Origin of the sequence: Fenollaria sporofastidiosus (assembly GCF_943169635.2) — a bacterium.
GTDB lineage: Bacteria > Bacillota > Clostridia > Tissierellales > Peptoniphilaceae > Fenollaria > Fenollaria sporofastidiosus.
Genome location: NZ_OW968186.1, coordinates 1,530,446 through 1,556,150, shown reverse-complemented (window position 1 = coordinate 1,556,150; position 25,705 = coordinate 1,530,446). Strand labels below are relative to the sequence as shown.

20 protein-coding genes and 4 tRNA genes are annotated in these 25,705 nt (G+C 35.1%); 23 read left to right on the top strand and 1 reads right to left on the bottom strand.

Annotated features, from left to right (window positions below):
- Positions 1–121 precede the first annotated feature (121 nt).
- The 9 genes from KO172_RS07715 to KO172_RS07675 all read left to right on the top strand — a co-directional run bounded on the left by KO172_RS07715 (position 122) and on the right by KO172_RS07675 (position 7,473).
- Positions 122–1,720 carry a copper amine oxidase N-terminal domain-containing protein gene (locus KO172_RS07715; protein WP_251320159.1) on the top strand — a complete coding sequence of 533 codons (1,599 nt, stop codon included), beginning with the start codon at positions 122–124 and terminating at the stop codon, positions 1,718–1,720.
- A 152-nt stretch (positions 1,721–1,872) separates the two neighbouring features.
- A complete protein-coding gene (locus tag KO172_RS07710) occupies positions 1,873–2,460 on the top strand; it encodes a hypothetical protein (RefSeq protein WP_215493188.1) in 588 nt (195 codons plus the stop codon).
- Entirely contained in the window at positions 2,460–3,335 is an 876-nt protein-coding gene (locus KO172_RS07705) for a DMT family transporter (protein WP_215493186.1), read from the top strand. The genes KO172_RS07710 and KO172_RS07705 overlap by 1 nt, the downstream gene beginning before the upstream one ends.
- A gap of 315 nt (positions 3,336–3,650) precedes the next feature.
- A tRNA-His gene (locus KO172_RS07700) sits at positions 3,651–3,727 on the top strand.
- A 15-nt stretch (positions 3,728–3,742) separates the two neighbouring features.
- A tRNA-Lys gene (locus KO172_RS07695) sits at positions 3,743–3,819 on the top strand.
- 4 nt (positions 3,820–3,823) lie between these two features.
- Positions 3,824–3,907 (top strand) — tRNA-Leu (locus KO172_RS07690).
- Positions 3,908–4,014: 107 nt separating this feature from the next.
- A tRNA-Arg gene (locus tag KO172_RS07685) sits at positions 4,015–4,090 on the top strand.
- 295 nt (positions 4,091–4,385) lie between these two features.
- Complete coding sequence (thrS, locus tag KO172_RS07680) at positions 4,386–6,317, top strand: threonine--tRNA ligase (protein WP_215493184.1); 1,932 nt, start codon at positions 4,386–4,388, stop codon at positions 6,315–6,317.
- Between the two features lie 130 nt (positions 6,318–6,447).
- The gene (locus tag KO172_RS07675) at positions 6,448–7,473 is read left to right on the top strand and encodes a C40 family peptidase (RefSeq protein ID WP_215493182.1); all 1,026 of its coding nucleotides are present in this window, start codon (positions 6,448–6,450) and stop codon (positions 7,471–7,473) included.
- Positions 7,474–7,595: 122 nt separating this feature from the next.
- Here KO172_RS07675 and KO172_RS07670 read toward each other — a convergent pair whose 3' ends face one another.
- Positions 7,596–8,588, bottom strand: coding sequence for a helix-turn-helix domain-containing protein (locus tag KO172_RS07670; protein ID WP_215493175.1), 993 nt, complete (start codon positions 8,586–8,588; stop codon positions 7,596–7,598).
- Positions 8,589–8,747: 159 nt separating this feature from the next.
- On the opposite strand from KO172_RS07670, the gene KO172_RS07665 reads away from it, so the two are divergent.
- From KO172_RS07665 to KO172_RS07600, 14 genes are all read left to right on the top strand, one after another.
- On the top strand, positions 8,748–10,502 hold the full coding sequence (locus KO172_RS07665; protein ID WP_215493172.1) for an ABC transporter ATP-binding protein: 1,755 nt from the start codon (positions 8,748–8,750) through the stop codon (positions 10,500–10,502).
- The gene (locus KO172_RS07660) at positions 10,486–12,207 is read left to right on the top strand and encodes an ABC transporter ATP-binding protein (protein WP_215493170.1); all 1,722 of its coding nucleotides are present in this window, start codon (positions 10,486–10,488) and stop codon (positions 12,205–12,207) included. Before KO172_RS07665 ends, KO172_RS07660 begins: the two co-directional genes overlap by 17 nt.
- On the top strand, positions 12,204–13,562 hold the full coding sequence (locus tag KO172_RS07655; RefSeq protein WP_445080618.1) for an MATE family efflux transporter: 1,359 nt from the start codon (positions 12,204–12,206) through the stop codon (positions 13,560–13,562). The genes KO172_RS07660 and KO172_RS07655 overlap by 4 nt, the downstream gene beginning before the upstream one ends.
- 59 nt (positions 13,563–13,621) lie before the next feature.
- On the top strand, positions 13,622–14,206 hold the full coding sequence (locus tag KO172_RS07650) for an MptD family putative ECF transporter S component (RefSeq protein WP_215493168.1): 585 nt from the start codon (positions 13,622–13,624) through the stop codon (positions 14,204–14,206).
- The gene (locus KO172_RS07645; protein ID WP_215493166.1) at positions 14,206–14,895 is read left to right on the top strand and encodes an energy-coupling factor transporter transmembrane component T; all 690 of its coding nucleotides are present in this window, start codon (positions 14,206–14,208) and stop codon (positions 14,893–14,895) included. The genes KO172_RS07650 and KO172_RS07645 overlap by 1 nt, the downstream gene beginning before the upstream one ends.
- The gene (locus tag KO172_RS07640; RefSeq protein ID WP_215493165.1) at positions 14,889–16,253 is read left to right on the top strand and encodes an ABC transporter ATP-binding protein; all 1,365 of its coding nucleotides are present in this window, start codon (positions 14,889–14,891) and stop codon (positions 16,251–16,253) included. Before KO172_RS07645 ends, KO172_RS07640 begins: the two co-directional genes overlap by 7 nt.
- Before the next feature lie 304 nt (positions 16,254–16,557).
- The gene (gene recJ, locus KO172_RS07635) at positions 16,558–18,309 is read left to right on the top strand and encodes a single-stranded-DNA-specific exonuclease RecJ (protein ID WP_215493163.1); all 1,752 of its coding nucleotides are present in this window, start codon (positions 16,558–16,560) and stop codon (positions 18,307–18,309) included.
- Positions 18,310–18,313: 4 nt separating this feature from the next.
- Entirely contained in the window at positions 18,314–20,458 is a 2,145-nt protein-coding gene (locus tag KO172_RS07630) for a RelA/SpoT family protein (protein WP_215493161.1), read from the top strand.
- Between the two features lie 2 nt (positions 20,459–20,460).
- Positions 20,461–20,910 carry a D-aminoacyl-tRNA deacylase gene (gene dtd, locus KO172_RS07625; protein ID WP_215493159.1) on the top strand — a complete coding sequence of 150 codons (450 nt, stop codon included), beginning with the start codon at positions 20,461–20,463 and terminating at the stop codon, positions 20,908–20,910.
- Positions 20,911–21,540: an MBL fold metallo-hydrolase gene (locus KO172_RS07620; protein ID WP_215493150.1), complete on the top strand. Its 630-nt coding sequence runs from the start codon at positions 20,911–20,913 to the stop codon at positions 21,538–21,540.
- Complete coding sequence (gene hemZ, locus KO172_RS07615) at positions 21,524–22,789, top strand: coproporphyrinogen dehydrogenase HemZ (protein ID WP_215493142.1); 1,266 nt, start codon at positions 21,524–21,526, stop codon at positions 22,787–22,789. Before KO172_RS07620 ends, hemZ begins: the two co-directional genes overlap by 17 nt.
- 16 nt (positions 22,790–22,805) lie before the next feature.
- Positions 22,806–24,599, top strand: a complete 1,794-nt coding sequence (gene aspS, locus KO172_RS07610) for an aspartate--tRNA ligase (RefSeq protein WP_215493140.1) — start codon at positions 22,806–22,808, stop codon at positions 24,597–24,599.
- Positions 24,577–25,284: a tRNA threonylcarbamoyladenosine dehydratase gene (locus tag KO172_RS07605; RefSeq protein ID WP_215493138.1), complete on the top strand. Its 708-nt coding sequence runs from the start codon at positions 24,577–24,579 to the stop codon at positions 25,282–25,284. The genes aspS and KO172_RS07605 overlap by 23 nt, the downstream gene beginning before the upstream one ends.
- Complete coding sequence (locus KO172_RS07600) at positions 25,271–25,699, top strand: SoxR reducing system RseC family protein (protein WP_215493135.1); 429 nt, start codon at positions 25,271–25,273, stop codon at positions 25,697–25,699. The genes KO172_RS07605 and KO172_RS07600 overlap by 14 nt, the downstream gene beginning before the upstream one ends.
- The last annotated feature ends 6 nt before the right edge of the window (positions 25,700–25,705 follow it).

Here is a 25,705-nt window from a genome sequence, read left to right as displayed (position 1 = left end):
TGCTAAGGTAAAAGAGCCTTAGCAGTTTTTTTGTCTTTATGCGTGTAAAGCCTTAGAATACTGTTGACATATGATGCGTCATTAACTATAATGAAGGCATAGGTACATAGGAGGTAGAGCGATGAATTATAAAAGAAAATTCTGTTTTGTTTTAGCACTTTTGTTAGTAAGTAGCATTTTGTTTATGGGTGTAGATACTAGTGTGTACGCAGCTGGTGAACCTGTTGAGCTTAAAGAGGTAAGTTTTACATGCGATAATGAAGATTATAAAAATTTTATGAGTGACCACTATGATTTAATTCCATGGAAAAAAATTCCAAGACCTTCAGGACCTTATAATCGTATATTTATAGCTGAAAATCATGCGGACATATTATCAGTTGATATAGTATATATTCAGCATAGAACAAATGGTGGTGAATGGACAACTATATATGATTATCCAGTGGAAGCAATGCCTAATTACGAGTACAGATACAATCTGAAAATATTATGCAAATCAAAAAACTATTGTGTCACTGGCAACACAAAGCTTAAGATAAATGGAGAATATATAACACCAACAAAAGCTTATTCTATTAAGCGTGTTGATGGTACAAGTTTTGACATATTTTTTAATGAAAAAAAGGTACTTAAAGTCGCTAGCAGACCAAATGCAAAAGATGGTCTTGCACGCACAGGAGTAGTCAATGAAGGAAAGAGCTTAGTTTACAATGGAAGAGAACAAACTGCTTATGAGAGCGATAATGGATATACAGTAGAAAATAATAAAGCGACAGATGCAGGTATTTATACAGCTGTATTTAAAGTAAATAATGATTATATATGGCGATGTATGTTGACTATAGATGGCATACAATTAGAAGATTATACAAAAAATGATATAAAAATTAAATGGGAGATAAAGAAATCTACAGATACAGACCCAACTTATGAAAGCAAGAAGCCTACAGATTTAAAGGGTACAAAGGGTAAAAAATTATCAACTGTAGCATTACCTGAGGGCTTTGTATGGAAAAATCCTGATCAAGAGCTAAACGAAATAGGCGAAAAAGAATTCAAGGCTATATACAAATCAAAGAACTATGTAGATAAGCTTGTAGAATTACAAGTTACTGTTGAAGAAGCACCAGATCCAGAACCAACACCAAATCCACCATTGCATCCAACACCAAGTCCAGACTCATATGACAATTACGAAAATGATACTAAGTATCACAGGATATATGAGCGTAAAAGCAAAAGGCATAATCGAATTGCAGACATTGAAGAAGATGCTAATCTATATAGAGAAGATGAAGAGACTATCAATAAGGATACAAGTCTTAAAGAAAGAAGCATTGTCTTAGCAGTAGGCAGTAAGCTTATGACTGTCTTTGGCAAAAATGTCACTAACGACACAGCACCTATCATCAAAAACAACAGAACTATGTTGCCGGCGAGATTTGTAGCTGAAAGCCTTGGAGCTAAAGTTACATGGAATGATACAGAGAGAACTGTTTATATAAAAGGCCTTAACCTTAAAACAATGATGCCACTTGAGATCAAGCTTACTATAGGTTCGAATAAGGCTCTTGTTAATGGCACTGTTTACGAACTAGACTCTCCTGTCTTAATAGAAAACGACAGAACATATACACCACTTAGATTCATCGCCGAGATGCTTGGCGCAGAAGTTTATTGGGACGACGCGACTAAAGTAGTAAGGATAATTAAATAGGATGATTAAATAAGAAAAGAAATTCTCTGAGCAATCGGAGAATTTTTTATTTGCAAAATTAATGCTAGAGACTTATCTTCATCTATACTTTGTTGACAATTATTTTTAAGAAGTGTATAATGACAATTAGATGTAAAGATATGGAGGTTATTATGAAAAAGATAATTATTGCAGCTTTACTAGCAATCTCACTATTAACATTGGCATGTGCACCTAAAACAAACAGCGATGCAAGTGATAAAGTAGAGGAAGCTAGTGAAGGAAAAAAGACTGAAGCGAAGGATGCTTCTGAAGAGAAGAAAGAAGACAAGGACGAAGCTGAGAAAGACTCTAGCGATATGAAGGACAAAGTAAATATTAAATACTTTGACGACTTCAAAGATGATGAGCTTATTGGCATAGCAAACGTTACAAACAATAACGACAAAGAAGATTTGTTTGCAGCGTACAACGTAAAGGAATTATTACTTAGCGAAAACGATGACGCAAAAGAGTATCTAATCTTCCCTAAAGAAGACAAAACTGAGTTTATAGTTAAGGCGAAAGACTCAGAATCTGATGGTGAATCATTCAACTTAGGCAAGAAATTTGGACTTAAGCTTGCTATATCAGACGCAGATCTTGATAAGTTTACATTCACTGTAAAGAATGGTGACAAAGCTATCGACTTTAGTATAAAATTAAAAGACGACGGCAGCTTGGACCTTTCTAAAGAAGTAGTGGAGGTTATATATAAGTAATGAGTGATAAAACAAAAGGTATATTGTGTATGATAGCGTCTGCACTAGCATTTTCGCTAATGCAGATAGCTGTCAAGCTTACATCAGAAGGTGTAAGTATATTCTTACAAGTAGTTTTTAGAAACTTCTTGTTATCAATATTCAGCATTATAATGCTTAAAAAGCATAAAGAAAAGCTAGTTCCTATTAAAGAACACAGAGTAGCTTTATTTTTTAGAGGCTTTTTAGGCTTGTTCGGAGCAGTTATGTATTTCTACGCAACAAAGAACTTGCCGACAGCCAACGCAGCGATCTTACAAAAGAGCTCACCCTTCTTTGTAATGATCTTTGCTGCAATATTCTTAAATGAAAAGCTAACAAGATTTCATCTTATGTCATTAGTCGTTGCCTTCTTAGGTGCGTACTTCGTAACAAACCCGTCAGGTAACTACAACCTAATACCAGCCTTGTCAGGTATATTCTCTGCAGTCTTTGCAGCAGGTGCCTATACCATAATCGGTTCGCTTGGAAAAACTGAGAACCCATATAGAATTATGCTAGCCTTTGGTTTCGTCACATGCATCTGCTTATTCGTTCCACTTGTCTTAACATATAAAAGACCGCTTCCTATAGATTGGCTATGGCTATTACTTATAGGAGTCTTCGGTGGATTAGGTCAATACCTATTAACACTAGCCTACCTACATGCACCAGCAGGAGAGGTAAGTATATATAACTACACTTCAGTTATATTCTCAGCGATACTAGGCTTCATAATTTTTAAAGACAAGATAGAACCTATAGAGTATATAGGTATCTTCCTAATACTGCTTTCAGCAGTGATACTGTTCTTATACAATCAAAAGAACCTTGGAAGACTTAAAAAGAAAAGTTAATATGTTGATATGCCCTCTAAAATTGCTTAGAGGGTATTTTATTGTTTTATCAAAATTAATTTAAACGAGAATAAAAAATATAAAGAATTTTTAAAAAAGCACTTGACAAATGCACATAATAGAGTTATAATTAACAAGTGCTTGATGAGATAGAGGCTTACTTATTAGCAAGTATAAGAAATTAAATAAAAAAAGTTGAGAATTTTTGAAAAAGGTCTTGACATTGCGTCTTATATTTGTTATAATGGCAAGGTAGTTATTGAGATAGCTTAGGTACTTTGGCCGAAGGTAAGCAATCTTAATTCCAGAGATATGGTGGGTATAGCCTAGTTGGTTAGGGCGCCAGATTGTGGCTCTGGAGGTCATGAGTTCGAATCTCATTATCCACCCCATAATTCTTTTAATTTGGTCCATTAGCTCAGCCGGCCAGAGCACCTGACTTTTAATCAGGGTGTCCCGCGTTCGAGTCGCGGATGGATCACCAATATGCGGGAGTGGCGGAATTGGCAGACGCGCTAGACTTAGGATCTAGTGTCAACGACGTGGGGGTTCAAGTCCTCTTTCCCGCACCAAAAGAAGTGTTCGCACTTCTTTTTTTTATACATAAAATCACTTGCTTACTAGTCCATTGAATAATCATGTTAGTGTCAATACCATAAACATGATTAAGAAACTATCGGCATCTATAGCTCAGTGGATAGAGCAGCCGACTCCGGATCGGCAGGTCGAAGGTTCGATTCCTTTTAGATGCGCCAAAAAATTCTTGACAAAGCTAAGTCTTTGTGATACTATATATTCAGTTTAATAATCAAAGATAATGAGAGGAAGAGTAGTATACTTAAGCTTATTCAGAGAGGGGATGCTGGCTGTGATTTCCCTATAAGCACTTATATGAAGACTAACCTTGAATCGGATCCGAAAGGAATCACGGAGTTAAGCACGTTATAGCTTTAAAAAGAAGTAATTAGGGTGGAACCACGGTCTCATCGTCCCTTGGGGGATGGTGGGCTTTTTTTATTTCACCATCAATGATATTTATAGGAGGTAAAAATGTCAAAGATTATTGTAACACTACCTGATGGCTCTAGTAGAGAGTATGATAAGGGTGTTAAGCTTTATGATGTGTGCAAGGACATATCTGAAGTTTTATTAAGAGATGTATTAGGGGCTGTTGTTAATGGCACAACAATGGGTTTACAAGAAACGCTAGAAGAAGACAGTAAAGTAAAATTTGTTAAGTTTGAAGATAAGGAAGGCAAGGCTATATTTTGGCATACATCTGCCCACCTTATGGCTTACGCAATACAAAGATTATACAAGGACGTTAAGTTCGCTATAGGACCATCTATTGATGATGGTTTCTACTACGACTTCGATACAGAACATAGATTTGTTCCTGAAGATTTTGAAAAGATAGAAAAAGAAATGACTGCTATAGTTAAAGAGGGCGGAGTTCTTGAAAGATATGAAATGCCTAGAGACGAAGCAATTGAGCACTTTAAGAAGCTTGGAGAAAAGTACAAGGTTGAACTAATCGAAGACCTTCCAGAAGATGCACACATTTCATTCTATAGATTAGGTGACTTCGTTGACTTATGTAAGGGACCACACCTTTATGACATCTCAAAGATTAAAGCATTTAAACTATTATCAATCGCAGGTGCATATTGGAGAGGTGACGAGCACAACGAAATGCTTCAAAGAATCTACGCAGTATCTTTCCCTAAGAAGAAGATGCTTGATGAGCACTTAGCAAGACTTGAAGAAGCAAAGCTTAGAGACCACAGAAAGATTGGTAAGGAAATGGATCTATTCAGCATGCATGATGAAGGACCAGGCTTCCCATTCTTCCATCCAAACGGTATGGTAGTTAGAAACGAACTTCTTTCTTGGTGGAGAGCTGTTTTATCTAAGAATGGTTATGGTGAAATATTAACACCTATCATCTTAAACGAAGACCTATGGCACAGAAGTGGCCACTGGGATCACTACAAAGAAAATATGTACTTCACAAAGATAGATGACAAGGACTACGCTATCAAACCGATGAACTGCCCAGGCTCAACTATAGTTTATGCAAACAGTCAACACTCATACAAAGAGCTTCCAATAAGACTTTCTGAGTTTGGTCAAGTACACAGACACGAACTTTCTGGTACTTTACACGGACTATTCAGAGTAAGAACATTTACTCAAGACGACGCGCATGTATACTGCTTGCCATCACAAGTTGAAGATGAAGTATTTAAAATGATAGACCTTGCTGACTACCTATACAGCACATTCGGTTTTAAATACACAGTTGAACTATCTACAAGACCTGACGACTTTATGGGCGAGATAGAAACTTGGAACATGGCTGAGGCGGCACTAAAGTCATCACTTGAGAAGAGAGGTATTAAATACACTATAAACGAAGGCGATGGTGCTTTCTACGGACCAAAGATTGACTTCCACTTAGAAGACGCTATAGGCAGAACATGGCAATGCGGTACTATTCAACTTGACTTCCAAATGCCAATTAACTTTGACTTAACTTACATTGCTGAAAACGGCGAAAAGAAGAGACCAGTTATGCTTCACAGAGCTTTATTTGGCTCATTAGAGAGATTCTTAGGCATACTTATCGAACAATTTATCGGCAAGTTCCCATTATGGCTTGCGCCAGTACAAGTTAAGATTTTATCAATATCAGAAAAGTTTAACGACTATGCAAAATCCGTTTACGATGAACTAAAATCTAAAGGCTACAGAGTAGTACTTGACGATAGAAATGAAAAGATTGGCAAGAAGATAAGAGAAGCACAAGTAGAAAAAGTTGAATACATGTTAATAATAGGTGAGGAAGAAGTTAATACTAAGACAGTAACTATTAGACACAGAGACTTAGGTGATCAAGGAAAAGTGTCACTAGATGACTTTATATCAAGAATTAAAAAAGAAATTGATACTAAAGAAATAGTTAAGAAGGAAGAAAAATAACATACTACTAAAGTATGAAAATTAAGATAAAATTAAATAATTTATTTTATAATCAAGGGAAATTCGACATTTCTCTTGATTTTTTTTGCAATTTATTATAAAATAACTAGTACCTAAGGGAGGTAATACGATGAAGAATATTAAACATAGACCTTATGTCTTATTATTATCTTTATTTCTGATCTCAGTGATTGGATTTAAAGACTATGGTGTTATGCTTAAACCTTTCGTTGGCATTGACAATGTAAAACTAGCAGAAAAAGAAATTGTAAACATAATAAATGAAGATAGTAACTCATACATAGTTAGAAAAGCTGGCAAAGATATGAGACTTAGCAAAGATTCTTTAATCGTAACTCAAAAAGATACTAAGATGTACAAAGTAGTTTCTTTCACAGGCATATCTACATCAAAGGGTGTAGACCCATTTGACTATTTATTACCTGGAGAGACAGTTGAACTACTAAGTACTAATGCTGATGGTTCAATCTTTGTAGATTCAAGAAAGAGAATCGGCTTTGTTAACATTAATGATTTAGAGAACGTTAAAGTGGAAAACAGCACTGACGCTTATTCTAAGGTTAACAAGACACTAAAGTCTGGAGCAAATTCATTAGTACTAAAGAAGAGTGACAAGGTAAGCATTGTTGATTACGATGGAAACTTCTTCACTCTAAGCGATGGCAATAACAAGTTCAAAGCACACAAGAACGACATTTCTTTCTCAGAAGTGAAAGCCGAAGTAGTAAATATCGATAGATCAAGCTACTCTGGACGTTCTGATGTTCAAGGACTTATTGAATTTGCAAAAGCACAAATCGGTAAACCTTATCTATTTGGATCAAGTGGACCAGACAGCTTCGACTGCTCAGGCTTGGTTTACTATTGTTACAAAACTGTACTTGGTACAAACATTGCAAGATCATCAGCAGCACTTGTATCATGCGGAGTTGCTGTAGAGAGAGAAAACTTATTACCTGGAGATATACTTTTATTTAACACAAACGGCAAGGGCATATCACATGCAGGTATATACATTGGCGATGGCAAGATGGTACACGCATCAAGCGGACAACTTATGAGCGTTGTTATTTCAGACATCGACTCAGGTTATTACTTACCAAGATTCGTTGCAGCAAGAAGAGTAATTAAATAATTATATTGAGCTTCCAATTGTGGAAGCTCTTTTTCATGTCAGGCGCGTGAAATTTTGCGTAGAAACCTCATCAAGAAAGGTCTAGATTATATCTAGACCTTTTCTTTTACATGAATTCTTTATTATTCACAGTGATCACATTTTAAGTTTTGCTGATTGAAAGCTGAATTACGCACTTCACTAGGAAGTTTTCCTTTGTATCTCTTGTAATATATGGAGAATTTACTTGCCGATGTGTATCCAACGGACTCTGCTATCTCTTTTATAGGCAGCCCTGTGTTTAGTAGAAGTGTTTCAGCCACATTCATTCTTTTTCTTTGAGTATATTCTGTAATGCTTTGACCATATTTCTCTTTGAATAGATTTTTTAATTTGGTCCCGCTCATTTTAGATATTTTTTCAAGCGTACTTTGATTTACATTCGTTGCGAAATGATCTTCTAAAAATCTAGCGACATCTTCAAGCGCTTTATCATCATCAATTTCAATTTTATAATTTTTTCTATTTAGGTAGGTATCTATTACAATGCTTATCCATTCATTTGCTTTGGCTTTAAAGAAAAAATCAGCGGCGGGTGCGGCCATTTTACAATTCAATATTTCCATTGCAACTTTTTCCAAGGCCTTTGTAAGAATTATTTGATTCGGTTGAAGTAAAGATGAATAAAATGATTCTGTATCTATGTTAATAGATGCTAGGTGGTTTTCCAAAAGTTCTCTTTTAAAGCCTATAGAAACAGAAAGATAATATGAATTCTCGTGCAATAAAAATAGAAAGTCATCTCTTATATTATCAAAATCAAAAGTGCATAAAGAGTTTGCGGTCAAAGTTTGATAAGGACTAAATTTTTCTCCGTTTGCACTGACTATGTAGCTTGAGTAAATTGATACATAATCTGCCATACTATATGTGCTATTTTGAATTAGTTCTTCTTTGATATAAAAATCATGTATATTAATAATGAAGCCGTCTCCTTCATAAAACCAAAACAGGCCTTCTCCATAAGTTGAGTCCTCTTTATTCCAACAAAAAGTGTGTCCTGCACTTGAATACTTTTTATTGTATTTGCATTCATCCACCTTCATATAATCTTTTACAAAATCATAATAAGTCATAATACACCTATCCCTTTTAGACAATATCCCTAATAGCCTTAGTTAGCCGCGGCTATTGCATTAATAATTATACCTGATGTATAATAAAAAAGCAAGGATAATGTTTGCTAGCAAAAAACTTTTTATCTAAAAGGAATATCAAAGAAAGGAGATAATATTATGAAGATTTACAAAAAACTATTTGCTTATGTACAGGATAAAAAATATCTTGGTTTTTTAGCTATAGTCTTTTCTGCTATATCTGCTGTACTTACGGTATATGGATTTTATTTAATCTACAAATTTCTGGATAATTTAATAATTAATTCAAATTTATCTGGCGCAGAGAGCATAGCGTTAAAATCTGTCATCACACTAACAAGTGGAGCAATATTTTATTCTGTTTCAGGAACATGTTCTCACATACTAGGTTTTAGGCTTGAAACAAATTTAAGAAAAAGGGGGATAGACGGCTTAGAGAAAGCAAGTTTTAGGTTCTTTGACTTAAATCCATCTGGTCAAATAAGAAAGATCATAGATGACAACGCCGCGCAAACTCATCAGGTTGTAGCTCACATGATTCCCGATAGTTCTCAGGCAATAGTTACACCCGTACTTGTACTTGCACTCGGCTTTATAGTAAGTATAAGAGTTGGCATAACTTTGCTTGCTCTTACCATAATCGATGGCTTACTTTTAGGTGCAATGATGGGAGAGCAAGAATTTATGAAGATATACCAAGAAGCTCTATCTAAACTAAGTGCAGAGACTGTTGAATACGTTAGAGGTATGCAAGTAGTAAAGATATTTAGAGCAAATGTAGAGTCATTTAAAAGCTTTTACAAGGCGATAAAAGATTATTCAAAGTATGCTTATGATTATTCGCTATCTTGTAAAAAACCTTATGTTTTGTATCAATGGTTATTTTTTGGTTTAATTGCAATTTTAATTATTCCTATAGTTTATTTTATGACTAGCTTAGGCAGCGCCAAGGTGATTTTACTTGAGCTTATCATGATTTTATTCTTATCAGGAGTTCTCTTTGTTTCATTTATGAGGATAATGTGGTATGCTATGTATATTACTCAAGGCAATTATGCAGTAGATACTTTAGAGGCACTTTACAATGATATGCAAAAAGATAAATTGGTCCATGGCAATGTCAATAATTTTAAAAACTACAATATAGAATTTGACAAGGTAAGCTTTGCTTATAACGACAAAGCTGTCATTGAAAATTTATCCTTTAAATTAGAAGAAGGAAAGTCCTATGCACTAGTCGGTTCATCTGGATCAGGCAAATCAACAGTAGCAAAACTTATATCAGGTTTTTACAATGTTAATGAAGGAAGTATAAAGATAGGCGGGATTCCAATAAGTGAATATTCTGACGAAGCCTTAATTAAAGCCATTTCCTTTGTATTTCAAGATTCGAAATTATTCAAGAAAAGTATTTATGATAACGTCGCTTTAGCTAATAAAGATGCAGGCAAAGATGACGTTATGAGAGCCTTAAAATTAGCAGGATGCGATTTGATATTAGACAAATTCCCAGAAAGAGAAAATACAGTCATAGGCTCAAAAGGAGTTTATTTATCCGGTGGAGAAAAACAAAGGATTGCAATTGCTAGAGCAATTTTAAAGGATTCCAAAATTATTATTATGGATGAGGCATCGGCGTCTATTGACCCAGATAACGAGTTTGAATTGCAAAAAGCTTTTAAAAATCTGATGAAGGATAAAACAGTTATCATGATTGCTCATAGGCTTTCAACAATTAAAGACCTTGATGAAATACTTGTGATGGATAGCGGGAAAATTATAGAAAGAGGTTCTGACAAAGAATTAATGTCAAGCGATACAAAGTATAAGAGATTGCAAGAGCTCTTTAACAGTGCGAATGAATGGAGGGTTTCAAATGAAGGAGTTTTATAAAAAAAGATTTGCTCTTACAGATAAAGGAGCAAGAAATTTAAGTAAAGCAACACTGGCTTCATTTTTCGTTTATTGTATAAACATGCTTCCAGCGATATTACTAATGATTTTTGCTCAGGAAGTTTTGGAAAATATTGTTAAAAGCAAGGGATTTTATATAGTATTCTCAGTTTTGACCTTGATAGCAATGTATATTTTGCTTTCTATCGAATACGATAAATTATATAGCACAACATATCAAGAAAGTGCGGACTTAAGAATAAGGACAGCGGAGAATTTATCAAAACTACCTCTATCTTACTTTTCTAAGCATGATATTTCAGACTTAGCGCAAACAATTATGTCTGATATTGAAGGTATAGAGCATGCAATGAGCCACTCGATACCAAAAGTGGGCGGTATGGCACTCTTCTTTCCACTTATATCCATCATGATGTTAGTTAGCAATGTAAAGATGGGTTTAGCTGTAATTATTCCAACTATATTAAGTTTTATATTTATACCACTATCTAAAAAACATCAGGTTAAGGGACAAAAAAGATATTATGACGTCTTAAGAGAAAACTCAGAAAGCTTTCAAGAAAATATCGAGATGCAAATGGAGATCAAAGCCTATGGCTTATCAGAGGAAATGAAAGATAAGCTATATGAAAAAATGGATAAAAGTGAAAAAGTGCACTTAAAGACAGAGATAGGACTTATTTTAATTATGTCACTTTCATCAATTTTTAGCTTTATTTCCCTTGCTGTTGTGATATTTGTTGGCGTAAATCTAATTATTAATAAAGAAATAAGTGCTCTCTACCTTATAGGATATTTACTAGCGGCTATGAAGATAAAAGACGCTCTTGATGCATCTAAAGAGGGAATGATGGAGATATTTTATTTATCGCCTAAAATTGAAAGATTAAAAGAAATTCAAAATCAAGATTTACAAGAAGGCGATGACTATAATTTGAAAAAATTTGATATTGATCTAAAAGATGTTGAATTTGCCTACAATAAAGACACAAAAGTTTTAAATGGTGTAAGCTTTAAAGCTAAGCAGGGAGAGGTAACTGCTTTAGTAGGAGCAAGTGGCTGTGGCAAAACAACTATATTGAAACTTATATCAAGACTTTATGATTACGACGAGGGACAAATCTTAATCGATGGCAAAGATATAAAAGAAATATCAACAGAATCCCTTTTTGATAAGGTGTCTATTGTTTTCCAAGATGTAGTTCTATTTAATCAAAGCATTATGGAAAATATTAGGATCGGAAAGCAAGATGCAAGTGACGAAGAAGTTAAAAGAGCAGCAAAACTTGCAAATTGCACAGATTTTATAGAAAAAATGGATAAGGGTTTCGATACAGTTATTGGTGAAAACGGTGCTGAACTATCAGGCGGAGAAAGACAGAGGTTATCAATAGCCAGAGCCTTCTTAAAAGATGCACCGATATTGATCTTAGACGAGATAGCAGCAAGCCTTGATGTTGACAATGAGAAAAAAATTCAAGAGTCTTTAAATAATTTAATTAAAGATAAAACTGTTGTCATCATTTCACACAGAATGAAATCCATAGAAAATGCAGACAAGATTGTAGTTCTTGAAAACGGAAAATTAGAAAGTGAAGGCAAGCATGAAGAGCTTTTACAAAAATCAAAAGTTTACAAGAATTTAATAGAAAAAACAAAAATGGCAGAAGAGTTTATATATTGAAGAAATTAAAAATGAAACAAAACATGAAAGAACAGTTATTGACCAAGAAGCCATTGTCTTTAATGTTTCAATTATCTATACCAGCAGTAATTGGCATGGTGGTTATAGGTCTATACCCACTTATGGATGGAATATTTGCTGGACAAATAATTGGTGAGAATGCTATGGCGGCTTGCTCAATAGCTATGCCACTTACCTTTTTTAATAATGGGATTGCAACGCTTATAGGGATAGGTTCGGCATCAATTTTATCAAGAGCCATGGGAAAGGGTGATAATAATACTATAGACAAGCTTATGGGAAATCTTATCTATTGGATTATATTTTTTTCAACGATCATAACAATAGGAGGAATACTTCTAGGACCATATTTTTTAGATTTAATTGGAGCAACAGGAGAAATAAAGGCATTAGGTATAAGATATTTAAGAATAATATTTCTAGGCTCAATTTTTGTAAACTTTACCCAGTCAGCCAATATGGTTATGCGTGGTGAAGGGCTTATGAAAAGAGCAATGAGTATCATGGGACTCGGTGCCTTTATCAATATAGTTCTTGATCCAATACTAATGAAAGCAATGGGCGATTATGCCATTGAGGGAGCAGCTATAGCAACTGTAACAGCACAAATAATTCAAGCAGTTATTACTCTTTATTATTTTAAGAGTAAAAGTGAAAATGTAAAAATAGGAAAAATAAAAAAAGAAAAAGATATATCAAAGGAAATGTTTGGAGTAGGAGTATCAGCTATGATCATGCAAGTATTTTTCATGGTTCAACAAACATTGCTTTATAGACAAGCTTTTAGATATGGAGGAGATCCAAATGCAATATTAATGTCGGCAACTTTGAGATTTTATGGATTCTCATTTATACCAATTTGGGGAATGAGTCAGGGGTTACAGCCGATTATTGGTACAAACTTTGGAGCAAAACAATACGATAGAGTAAAGGAAACTATGAATATATTTTCTATAGGAGGAACAGTACTTGCAGCAATTTTTTGGTTACCAGCACAAGTATTTTCAAAACAGTTACTTGGTTTATTTAAAGTAAGTCAGGATATAATTTCAAGCGGAGTTAATAATTTCAGAATGTTCTATTCAGTATTTATTCTTTATGGAATTATGATTATGACAATCACTTTTTTTCAAGCGATTGGGGATGGAAAAAAAGCTGGAATGATTGTAATGCTAAGACAGTTAATACTACTTGTTCCAGCTTTACTTATATTGCCAAGAATATTTGGAGCAGGGGCTGTTTGGTGGGCAGAACCAGTTGTAGATTTTACTATGATAATGGTAGGTTTAGCAATGCAAGCCAAGGCTCTTTCAAATATGAATGTAAAAAATTAAAAATAAAATAAAGAAAAAAACAAAAATGGCAGAAGAATTTATTTATTAGGAGGACTAAAATGGATGATAAAAAATTAAAAGTAAAAGATTTAGTAAGTATCGGTGTTTTTGCCGTAATTTATTTCGTCTTGATGTTTGGTGTTGGTATGATGGGAATGATCCCAATATTGTTTTTAGTTTACCCAACAGTTTTAGCCATAGTTGCAGGAACTGTAGTTATGTTATTTATGGCTAAGGTTCAAAAACCATGGGCATTATTTATTCTAGGTATGATATCACCGCTTGTGATGTTTGCTATGGGACATACTTATGTACTTGCAGTCTTATCACTTATAGTAATGACAATAGCAGAATTAATTAGAAAGATTGGTAATTACAATTCCTTTAAATACAATATGCTTTCTTATGCAATCTTCAGCACATGGATATGTAGCTCTTTAATGCAAATGCTTTTAGCAAAAGAAAAATATATGGAGATGTCTTTGATGATGATGGGAAAAGATTATACTGATGCATTGGAAAATCTAATAACATATCCTCACATGGCTTTAGTAGCCTTAGGTGCTTTCCTAGGAGGAATAATTGGAGCATATATAGGCAAGGCTCTATTGAAGAAACACTTTGAAAAAGCAGGCATTGTATAATGCCTAACTTTTCTTCGAATTCTTCCTTTAATCTCAACCCAATAAGTAAGTTATTAGTCGTATTTCTTACAGGCCTAACTGTTGTGCATAGCTTAAACATATGTTTCGAGCTAGCAATTGTTTGTATTATTGGTATTTTATTTTATTTGAATGGATACAAAAAAACACTTTTTAAATGGATAGTTTTATGTGGAATACTTTATTCGTTACCAAATTTTATGGTGTTATCTGAATTAAATCCAATACTTAAGATGTTTTTAAGTCTATTTATTATCTTTAGAATGTTTTTATTGCCATTTATGGCGGCAAGCTTCATGGTAAAGACCTCTGATGTAGGTGCAATAATTTCATCTATGGATAAGCTCAAAATTTCAAAAAATCTTTCTATACCTGTTGCGGTCATGTTTAGGTTCTTCCCATCTTTCAAAGAAGAGAAGAAAAACATTAAGATGGCTATGAAGGTAAGAGGTATAAATTTTAAAAATCCAATCAAATATCTTGAATATGTCTCAGTGCCACTACTAATTATATCTTCAAACATTGCAGATGACATTGCAAAAGCGGCGGAAACAAAGGCAATAGAAAACCCAATTGCCAAGACTAGATATACTCGTGTAAAGGTACAGCTAATTGACTTTGTTTATGTTTTGGCGGTTGCTGGACTTATTGTGGGAGGCTTAATATGGTAGAAATAAAAAATTTAAGCCTTGATTATGGCAAAGAACATATAATAGATGATATATCACTATCCATAGCCGAGGGAGAGTGCGTGCTATTTACAGGAAAAAGCGGAAGCGGTAAGTCATCTTTAATAAATTCTATAAACGGACTAGCTGTAAGATATGATAACGCAAAGACAAAGGGCGAAATAATTATTGATGGTAAAAATATAAAAGATTTGGAGCTTTATCAAATCTCAATGCTTGTCTCAACTGTTTTTCAAAATCCTAAGACATATTTCTTTAATATAAATACGACATTAGAATTATTGTTTTATTTAGAAAATATTGGTCTTGCAAGAGAAGAGATGGACAGGCGTTTGAATGAGATGCTAGAAATTTTCCCGATAAAAAATCTATTGAACAGAAATATATTTAATCTATCTGGCGGTGAAAAACAAATACTTTGCATTGCTGCTTCTTATATAGCAGGCACAAAGATCATAGTTATGGATGAGCCATCATCAAATTTGGACATTAAAAGCATAAGTGTTTTGACAAAGATGCTAAAGATACTAAAAGAAAAGGGCATAAGCATAATTGTAGCTGAGCATAGAATTTATTATTTGATGGATATAGTTGACCGTGTATTTTTAATAGATAAGGGCAAAATTAAAAAAACTTATACTAGAAGTGAATTTTTAAAGCTAGACAAAAATGATTTGAACGCTTTAAGCTTAAGAGATAAAGAATTAAGTAAATTAGAAGTTCCTTATCTAAAAGGCGGTGGAGAGTATCAGATAAAAAATCTTAGCTACAAATTTACTGATGATGAGCGTTTAAGTGTAAAGGACATCTCATTTAAGCTTGGCAAAATTTATGGCATAATAGGATCCAATGGACGAGGAAAGTCAACGCTCTTAAGATGCTTAATTGGTCTTGAGAAAAAATCAAAAGAAGAAATTTATTTTAAAGGCGAGAAATTATCTAAAAAAGAAAGACTCAAAAACTCTTCACTTGTTATGCAAGATGTGAACCATCAATTATTCACAGATGAAGTATTCAAAGAGCTTAGTCTAGGTGTAAAGAATTTTGACGAGGAAAAGGCAAAAATCATTTTAAAAGATTTAGGCTTAGACGAATTTATTGAAAGGCACCCGATGAGTTTATCGGGAGGACAAAAGCAAAGACTTGCAATAGCGTCAGTTATGTGTAAAGACTCGACTTTTGTTTACTATGATGAACCAACTAGCGGTATGGATTATACCAATATGGAAAAAATATCTGAACTGATTAAAAAATACAAAGCTATGGATAAAATAATTTTTATAGTCTCACACGACATAGAATTTTTAAATGAAGTAGCTGATGAAGTTTATGAATTATAAAAAAGTTTATATAAAATTTAAAACGGCAGTCTTATTACGAAGGGTCTAGATCACATCTAGACCTTTTCTTATGCTCTTTTGCAGCTATATGACACTTTAGTTTCAACATATCAAGAGCCTCCCACTATATAGCAAGGCTGCTACTATATGCGAGGCGTCTTACTATATAGTAAGAAAGGTATATAGAGAGCTCCTCCTAAGACTTGAAATTGAGCTATGCTATATTGATATTCTTTATAAAAAAGGCTTTTAATATACAGCGCTTTGTGATATAATAAATAAATATAGATAATGGGGTTATTGTATGCAAAAATGGTTTATAAAAAATAGAAATGCAGATAAATATGCAGATGTTAAGAGCGTAGTTAAGGATGATTTATTAGCGAAAGTTCTTTGTAACAGAGGGGTCGTTGAAACTGATGATGTCATCGACTACTTAAATGATGACTACACAAAGATTTACCGCACTGAAGGCTTGCCTGACATGGACTTAGCACGTGAGCTTATAGGGGACGCTATAAAAAATCAAAAGAGGATACGCATTGTAGGCGACTATGACTCGGATGGCATTATGTCCTGCACAATACTTTTAAGAGCTCTTAAGTACTTTGGTGCTGATGCAAGTTTTGAAGTGCCGGACAGAAAGGCGGATGGCTACGGTATAAATAAGCGTATAGTTGATAATTGTCTTAATGACAAGGTTAAGCTAATAATTACTTGTGACAATGGTGTATCGGCTTTTGAGGCTATAGAGTATGCAAAGGAGCAAGGCATAAAAGTTATTGTTACTGACCACCATTTACCAAAGATAGAAGATGGTAAGGAAATTAAGGTAGACGCTGATGCGATAATTGATCCTAAGGTGGAAAAGTCTACTTATCCATTCACAGAGATTTGTGGAGCATTCGTTGCCTTTAAGCTGATCACATACATTAGCAAGGATTATGAATTTGATCCAGACCTTATAGATGAGATAATTCAGTATGCAGCCTTTGCAACTATAACTGACATCATGCCGCTTCTTGATGAGAACCGAGACCTCTTAAAGAGGGGCTTGGAGCTTATGAATAAAAGACCATCTAAGGTTTTTTCTCATCTAAAGAGCGAGCTAAAAATTGATAAAGATATAAATGTTTTTCACATCGGCTTTATCTTAGGACCATCGGTCAACGCTATAGGCAGACTAAGCAATGCCAATCACGCAATTGCAGCTTTTGAGTCTTATGATGACGACAAGATTATAGATATCTGCAAGGAGCTATATGCACTTAATCAGGAGAGAAAGGACTTAACAGAGCTTGGCTACGACGAGGCTATAAAGGCGATTGAAGCGGATGAAAATTTTGATGCTAAGGATCTTATAGTTGTAAAATCGAAAAATCTTGAGAGAAGTGTTGCAGGTATTGTCGCTGGAAGGCTTAAGGAAAGGTACTACAGACCTGCGATAGCCCTATATGAAGAAGACGGTATTCTGTATGGTTCTGCAAGATCTATAGAGGAGTACAACCTTTTTGATGAGCTAAGCAAGGCCAAGGAGTACTTAAATAAGTTTGGAGGCCATAAGCTAGCGGCGGGCTTGGAGTTAAAAGTTGAAAATTATGATGCCTTTGTTGATTTCATGAATAAAAATTCCAATCTAACTGACGATGACAAGGTCGAGAAGGTATATATTGATGCACTTTATCCAGTTGATTTTCAAAAATTTTCAACTTATGACAGCATAGAGAAGCTAAAGCCATTCGGTGAGAAGAATCCTGAAGTTTTATTTGCAGATAAAGATCTTGTTTTGAAAAGTATTAATGTATTTGGACAGAACCGCAACGTTATAAAGCTAAGGTTTAGAACAAAGCTTGACAATCTGATAACAGCTATACTATTCTACAAGGAAGATGAGTTTAAGAAAGACTACTTAGATCAATATGAATCTGACATTAACAGAGATTTAGCTGATGGCAAAGAGATAATTATGGATATTTGCTACAATCTTCAAGTTAATGAATATATGGGCACTAAGAGCCTTGATATAAATATAAAGCACTTTAGGTTTAGGAGGTGAGCTTATGATAGAAGATTTAATTAAAATTATTGAAAAGTACATGACAAAGGACGAGATTGCTTTTGTTATGAAGGCTTATGAATATGCAAGCGAGATGCATAAGGATCAAAAGAGAAAGTCTGGAGAGCCTTATATTATTCACCCTGTCAATGTAGCTATCATACTAGCTGACCTAGATATGGACGTTGAAACCATCATATCGGCTTTGCTTCATGATGTTGTTGAAGATACGCCTGCAACTTATGATGATGTTAAAAATTTATTTACAGAAGACATCGCAAACATTGTCGATGGTGTAACTAAATTAAACAAGTTAAATTATAAGAGCTCGGAGGCTTTCCAAGCTGAGAACTTAAGAAAGATGATTCTTGCTATGAATAACGACATAAGAGTCATCATAGTTAAGCTTGCCGACAGACTTCACAACCTTCGTACGCTTGAGTATATGAATGAAGAGAAGAGAAAGCAAAAGGCTAAGGAGACTATAGAGATATACGCACCACTTGCTGGAAGACTCGGAATATTCAAGATTAAGTGGGAGCTTGAGGACTTATCTCTTAGATACCTTGACCCAGAAGGCTACTACGACTTGGTTGAGAAGATTAACAAGAAGAGATCGGAGCGCGAGAAAGAGATTAATGAGATTATAAAGAGGATATCCCTTGAACTTGATAAGCAAGAGCTTCACTACGACATAAGCGGCAGGCCTAAGAACTTCTACAGTATATATAAGAAGATGAAGGGCAAGAGCAAGAGCTTTGAGAGCATATATGACCTTATAGCTGTGAGGATATTGGTAGACACGGTTAAGGATTGCTACGCTGTCTTAGGTATAGTCCACTCGATGTGGAAGCCGCTTCCAGGAAGATTTAAAGACTACATAGCCATGCCTAAGCCAAATATGTATCAGTCCTTACATACAACTGTAATCTCTGACACTGGAGAGATATTTGAGATTCAGATAAGAACATATGAGATGCACGAAGTTGCTGAGTTTGGTATTGCTGCGCATTGGAAGTATAAGGGCGGCAAGGCACAAGGCAAAGATGTTGACAATAAGCTTGACTGGTTAAGACAATTATTAGAGTGGCAAAAGGACTTAAAGGATCCAAAAGAGTTTATCGATACTCTTAAGATTGACTTCTTTGATGATGAGGTCTTCGTATTCACACCTAACGGCGATGTTGTTGACCTACCAGAAGGCTCGACACCAGTTGACTTTGCTTATAGAGTGCACACAGGTGTAGGTAACACATGCGTTGGTGCTAAGGTTGACTCAAGGATAGTTCCACTTAACTATAAGCTTAAGAATGGCAATATAGTCGAGATCATCACACAAAAGTCATCAACAGGACCAAGTAGGGACTGGCTAAAGTTTGTAAAGAGCCCAAGAGCAAGGCAGAAGATAAAGCAATGGTTCAAGTCTAAAGAAAAGGACATCAGCATCGAGAAGGGTAAGGAACTATTTGAAAGAGAAGCTAAGAAGCTTGGCTTAGACTTAAATATATTGGACAACGAAAAAATTTACCATAAGCTTGCAAAAGAGCTTTCGATAAACTCGATTAGTGATTTATTTGCGTCTATTGGCTATGGCAATTTTAAAGAAAAGCTTGTTATAAATAAAATAATAAATATAAAGAATGCAATTGAAAATATCGGCCTAACTAAGAACGAGGACGACTACTTAAAGAGCTCTTCATCAAAGAAGGATGCAACAGGAGTTAGGATAGACGGACTTGAAGGCATGAAGATAAAGTTTGCTAAGTGCTGTAACCCAGTTCCTGGCGACGAAATCATTGGCTTCGTAACAAGAGGCTACGGTGTTTCTATACACAGAAAGGACTGCACAAACATTGCTAACTTACTTGACTCGGACAGATGCCTGGAAGCTGAGTGGGATGTTGCAGCGAGTGAAAAATTCCTTGCTAATGTAACCATCAGAGCGGTTGACAGAACTGGTATACTTTCTGAAATCACAGCCATGGCAAAGGAAGCAGGCATTGGTATACAATCCTTAAGTGCAAAGAGCAACACTATAAGCGATATATTTATATATTTAACATTTGAAGTTTCGGGAAGGGAAGAACTAGATAAGATGATGCAAAAACTTAAGACCATCAACGGCGTTCTAGATGTCTACAGGGCATAGAGATGAGAGCGGTTGTACAAAGAGTAAAAGAGACTCGCCTGGAAGTAGATGACAAGCTTATAAGCGAAATACAGGGCGGCTTGCTTGTCTACATTGCTGTTGAAGATGACGATACAGATGCTGATCTTGAATATATTTTTAAAAAAGTTACTAATATGAGAATTTTCTCTGACGAAGAAGACAAGATGAATCTATCGGTGCAAGACATTGACGGTGAGATACTTCTTGTTTCGCAGTTCACACTATATGGTGACGCTAGAAAAGGCAACAGACCTAACTTTATGAAGAGCGCAAAGGCAGAGAAGGCTGAAAGCTATTATGAAATGTTTAAAGAGAAATTAAAGATAGGCGGGATAAATTTTAAATCGGGAGTCTTTGGAGCAGATATGCACATACACGCACATCTATCTGGACCGGTAACTATATTATTAGATTCAAAGAAGGAGTTTTAAATGAATATTTTTAAGAAAAATGTTGGAGTTTATGGCTCTAATTCATACATTGTCAGCAGCGACAGTGGTGATGCGGTAATTATTGACGTAGGCGGCAATGCAGACGACTTATATGCATATATGCAAGAGCATAAATTAAATTTAAAAGCGATACTCTTAACACATGGTCACTTTGATCATGTTCTAGGAGTAAACGCCTTAAGAGAATTAAGCAGCGCCCCTAGCTACCTTTCAAAAGATGATTATGAGATGACTCAAAGAACAGACTTTATGCTTAACGATAAGATGAGAAACTATATAGACGAGCCTATAAATATAGACCACACTATCGACAAAGAAGGTCCTATGCAATTTGGAGACGTAGTTGTTAATGTTATAAAGACTCCTGGACATACAAAGGGCGGCCTTACTTATCAAATCGGTGATGATTTATTCGTAGGCGATACTATATTTTTCCACTCAGTTGGTAGAAGCGATCTTTATGGCGGCGACGAAGCTGAACTTATTGACTCGGTTAATAAAGTTTTGGCGATAGAAGGTAATCATATAATATATCCGGGACATAGTATGAATACAAGTTCTGAAGAAGAAAGGGCAAACAATCCTTACATAAATGCTAAGAGAAGCTAGTATAAAGGTAATAAAAGAGCTCTTTTGGGAGCTTCAAAACATTAGAGATGGCATTAGTTATGAGATTTTAGAAAGCGGCATACGCTTTTCTATAGATGGAAGTGAAAGAATTTTTACTTCATTTGATGGACTTAGTAATAACGAGATGAAGACCCTGATATATAAGGAGTTTTTGAAAGAAGACATAAGTCTACCTTGGGGCATACTTACAGGAATTAAGCCACTAAAGCTATATGCGAGGTCTGATGATAAGGAGGCTTTCAAAGAAAAGTTTTTTATCTCGGATGAAAAGTTTGAACTTTTAGAGAGAACTTACAAGAATCAGGCTCTATCTTTTAAGCCAAAGTACAGCTTGTATCTACACATACCATTTTGCAAAGGCATCTGCTCATATTGTTCGTTCTACACAAACGATATCACAAAGAAGAACTACGACTATGCAAAGTATGTAGAAGCCGTGATCTATGAGATGAGTATGGAGAGTAAGAGAAGAGATATATCCGAGCCTGACAGCATATACATAGGCGGAGGGACTCCATCTGCCCTTGATCACGATAGCATAGAAAGACTCTTAAAATACATAAAAGAAAATTATAAGTTCAAAGAACTTACCTTTGAGTGTGGCAGAGCTGACACTATGGACGCATCTTTGCTAGATATTTTAGATGAGTATGGAGTTACAAGGATATGTATTAACCCGCAGACTATGAATGAACAAACGCTTAAGAGGGTTCACAGAAGAGCAAATATTGAAGAGCTTTATAAGACATACGAGCTTGCAAGAGTGTATGACTTCGACATCAACATGGACCTTATTATAGGCCTTGAAGGAGAGGGAAAGCTTGATTATATTGACTCAGTAAAAAAGCTTATAGCGATGAGGCCAGAGTCGATTACTATACATAATCTGGCACTTAAAAGACGCTCTGTCATTACTAAGGAGCAGTTTAGATTAGAAAATATTGACTTATCAAAAGAAATTTACACCTTGCTTTATGATAGCTCTTACGAGCCGTACTATATGTACAGGCAGAAGATGACAAACTCTAACCTTGAGAATGTCGCCTTCGCACTTAAAGACAAGGCATCTATATATAATATAATTTCGATGAACGACCTTACAAGCATATACGCCTTCGGTGCGGGTGCTGTATCGAAGTACATTGAAGTCGCTGAGCTAAGGCGTAAATTTAATTATAAGGACATTGCATTGTATATAAACAGTGTTTATAATAAAGATATATTGTAATATTGGGAGGATATTTATGGAAACAATGGGAAACTTACGCAGGAGTGACTACTCTGGCGAACTAAGAATGAAAGACATTGAAAGAGAAGTTGTGCTGATGGGTTGGGTGCAAACTCAAAGAAACCTAGGACAACTTATCTTCGTTGATATAAGAGATATAAGTGGTATATCTCAAGTCGTTTTTGATGAGACAATCTCTAAGGATGTCTTTGAGAAGGCGAAGGGACTTAAGGGCGAGTACGTTATCGCTGTTAGAGGTAAGGTTAGAGAGAGATCACAAAAGAACCCTCACATAGCTACAGGAGATATCGAAGTGTTAGCTGATGAGCTAAAGATACTTGACACAGCTCAAACTCCACCTATCTACGTAAAAGACGATGACAATGTAGGTGAGCAAATGAGACTTAAGTACAGATTCTTAGACTTAAGAAAGCCATTCATGCAAAAGACTCTTATGACAAGAGCGAAAATTTACAAAGCATTTAGAGACTTTTTAAATGATCACAGATTTATTGAGATAGAGACACCTATACTTGGCAAGTCAACTCCAGAAGGAGCAAGAGACTATATCGTTCCAAGTAGAGTTAACCCTGGAAAGTTCTTTGCACTTCCACAATCTCCACAATTATTTAAGCAATTACTAATGGTATCAGGCATGGATAGATACTATCAAATCACTAAGTGCTTCAGAGACGAAGACCTTAGAGCCAATAGGCAACCAGAGTTTACACAAGTCGATATCGAAATGAGCTTCGTTGATGAAGACGATGTTATGTCAATCAATGAACAGCTTATTGCTCATATATTCAAAGAGATTTTGGATATAGATATCAAGCTTCCTTTAAGAAGAATGCCATTTGATGAAGCTATGGATAAGTACGGTGTGGATAAACCAGACTTAAGATTTGGCTTTTTGATTCACGATGTAAGCAGCATATTTAAAAACAGTGGCTTTAAGGTGTTCAAAGATACTGTAGATGCTGGTAATATGGTTAACGCTATCAATATTAATGGCTACCAAGAAAAGTTTACTAGAAAAGATATCACTAAGCTAGAAGACTTTGCAAAGACATTTGGAGCAAAGGGACTTGCTTGGGTTAAGTATGTAGAAAATGAATTTACAGGCCCTATAGCAAAATTCTTTACTGATGAAGAAAAAGAAGCTCTTATTAAAGAGATGGATATTAAGAACAATGACTTAATTTTATTTGTTGCAGATAAAAAATCTGTTGTTAAGAAGACACTTGGCAACTTAAGAAATGAAGTAGCTAGAGAACTTAATTTAAACGATCCAGACAAGTTTGAACTACTTTGGATAACAGACTTCCCACTATTTGAATATAGTGAAGAAGAAGGAAGATACATGGCTATGCACCATCCATTCACACATCCAAAGATTGAAGACATACCATATATCGAAGAAAGAAAAGATACTGTTAAGGCAAAAGCATATGACATAGTTATCAATGGCGAAGAGATTGGTGGAGGCAGTATAAGAATCAATAACTCCGAGCTACAAGAAAAGATGTTCAAGGCACTTGGCTTTACTAAAGAAAGGGCTGAGGAACAATTTGGTTTCTTCATCGAGGCCTTCAAGTACGGAGCTCCACCTCATGGAGGTATAGCTTATGGACTTGACAGATTCGTTCAATTACTTACAAAGCACGAAAACATCAAAGACGTTATAGCCTTCCCTAAGACACAATCAGCAACAGACCTATTGACAGGCGCACCAAGCGAAGTTGATGACAAGCAGCTACACGAAGTATCTATAAAGGTTGATCTAGATGAAGCCCAAAAGAACGATTAGGACACGCGTTGTATTAGGAGACGAAGTATTTAATAGTTTTAAAGATATAAATGTTTTAATAGTTGGCATAGGAGGCGTCGGTTCATTCACACTAGAGTCTTTAGTTCGCTTTGGTATAGAGCACATCACCATAGTTGACTATGACACAGTGAGTGAATCAAATATCAATAGACAAATCTTAGCTCTTGATGATACAATCGGCAAGAAGAAAGTCGATGTTATGAGACAGAGGCTTCTGAAGATAAACGATGAACTTGACATAAGGTGCATAGACAAAATTTATTCGAAAGAAATTAATGATGAGATATTTGATAGAGATTACGACTATGTAGTCGATGCTATCGACATGCTAAAAAATAAAATTGAGCTAATCGAGACATGCATTGAAAAGAAGATAAAAGTCATAAGTGCAATGGGATGCGGTAACAAACTTGATCCAACAAAGCTTGAGATATCAACTTTAGACAAGACAAGCGTGTGTCCATTAGCAAGAAAGTTAAGACAAAAGATTGACAAGAGCGTACAAAAGAAGATAAATGTAGTTTATTCAAAAGAACTACCTATAGAGAAAAAACTGAAGGATGATGGTAAGGTGGTGACAGGGTCGATATCCTTTGTAACGGCGAGTGGCGGTTTATTAATCGCATCGAAGCTCGTTAGAGACCTATTAGATGGAAGAAAATGAAAGCATTGGTAGAGTAATTAAAATTGAGAATGGTCAGATGCTTATATCTATGAAGAGAGACTCAGCATGCGGCTCTTGCGAGTCATGTGCAGCAGGCTGCGAGTCAAAGGAGCATATAATTAAAGCGAAGCCGAGAGCAAACTACAACGTTGGCGACTTGGTATCAATAAAAGTTGATTCAAGAAAAATGCTTAGAGGTGTAATGATGGTATATTTAGTACCTTTACTTGCATTTTTATTAGGAATTTTTGTTTCAAACTATATTTTTAGCAAATTAAGCTTTAAAGTTCAAGACTTTTATAGTATAATAATAGGTGTAGTCCTACTATTAATATCTTTAGTCATAGTTAAGGCATATGACAAAAAATATTCTAAAGGGGATAATGATTTATTAATCATAAACAAATTAAATTAATTTTAT

Coding starts and splice junctions, on each gene's coding strand:
- KO172_RS07715 (WP_251320159.1), top strand. CDS start 122: ATGAATTATAAAAGAAAATTCTGTTTTGTTTTAGCACTTTTGTTAGTA.
- KO172_RS07710 (WP_215493188.1), top strand. CDS start 1,873: ATGAAAAAGATAATTATTGCAGCTTTACTAGCAATCTCACTATTAACA.
- KO172_RS07705 (WP_215493186.1), top strand. CDS start 2,460: ATGAGTGATAAAACAAAAGGTATATTGTGTATGATAGCGTCTGCACTA.
- thrS (WP_215493184.1), top strand. CDS start 4,386: ATGTCAAAGATTATTGTAACACTACCTGATGGCTCTAGTAGAGAGTAT.
- KO172_RS07675 (WP_215493182.1), top strand. CDS start 6,448: ATGAAGAATATTAAACATAGACCTTATGTCTTATTATTATCTTTATTT.
- KO172_RS07670 (WP_215493175.1), bottom strand. CDS start 8,588: ATGACTTATTATGATTTTGTAAAAGATTATATGAAGGTGGATGAATGC.
- KO172_RS07665 (WP_215493172.1), top strand. CDS start 8,748: ATGAAGATTTACAAAAAACTATTTGCTTATGTACAGGATAAAAAATAT.
- KO172_RS07660 (WP_215493170.1), top strand. CDS start 10,486: ATGAAGGAGTTTTATAAAAAAAGATTTGCTCTTACAGATAAAGGAGCA.
- KO172_RS07650 (WP_215493168.1), top strand. CDS start 13,622: ATGGATGATAAAAAATTAAAAGTAAAAGATTTAGTAAGTATCGGTGTT.
- KO172_RS07645 (WP_215493166.1), top strand. CDS start 14,206: ATGCCTAACTTTTCTTCGAATTCTTCCTTTAATCTCAACCCAATAAGT.
- KO172_RS07640 (WP_215493165.1), top strand. CDS start 14,889: ATGGTAGAAATAAAAAATTTAAGCCTTGATTATGGCAAAGAACATATA.
- recJ (WP_215493163.1), top strand. CDS start 16,558: ATGCAAAAATGGTTTATAAAAAATAGAAATGCAGATAAATATGCAGAT.
- KO172_RS07630 (WP_215493161.1), top strand. CDS start 18,314: ATGATAGAAGATTTAATTAAAATTATTGAAAAGTACATGACAAAGGAC.
- dtd (WP_215493159.1), top strand. CDS start 20,461: ATGAGAGCGGTTGTACAAAGAGTAAAAGAGACTCGCCTGGAAGTAGAT.
- KO172_RS07620 (WP_215493150.1), top strand. CDS start 20,911: ATGAATATTTTTAAGAAAAATGTTGGAGTTTATGGCTCTAATTCATAC.
- hemZ (WP_215493142.1), top strand. CDS start 21,524: ATGCTAAGAGAAGCTAGTATAAAGGTAATAAAAGAGCTCTTTTGGGAG.
- aspS (WP_215493140.1), top strand. CDS start 22,806: ATGGAAACAATGGGAAACTTACGCAGGAGTGACTACTCTGGCGAACTA.
- KO172_RS07605 (WP_215493138.1), top strand. CDS start 24,577: ATGAAGCCCAAAAGAACGATTAGGACACGCGTTGTATTAGGAGACGAA.
- KO172_RS07600 (WP_215493135.1), top strand. CDS start 25,271: ATGGAAGAAAATGAAAGCATTGGTAGAGTAATTAAAATTGAGAATGGT.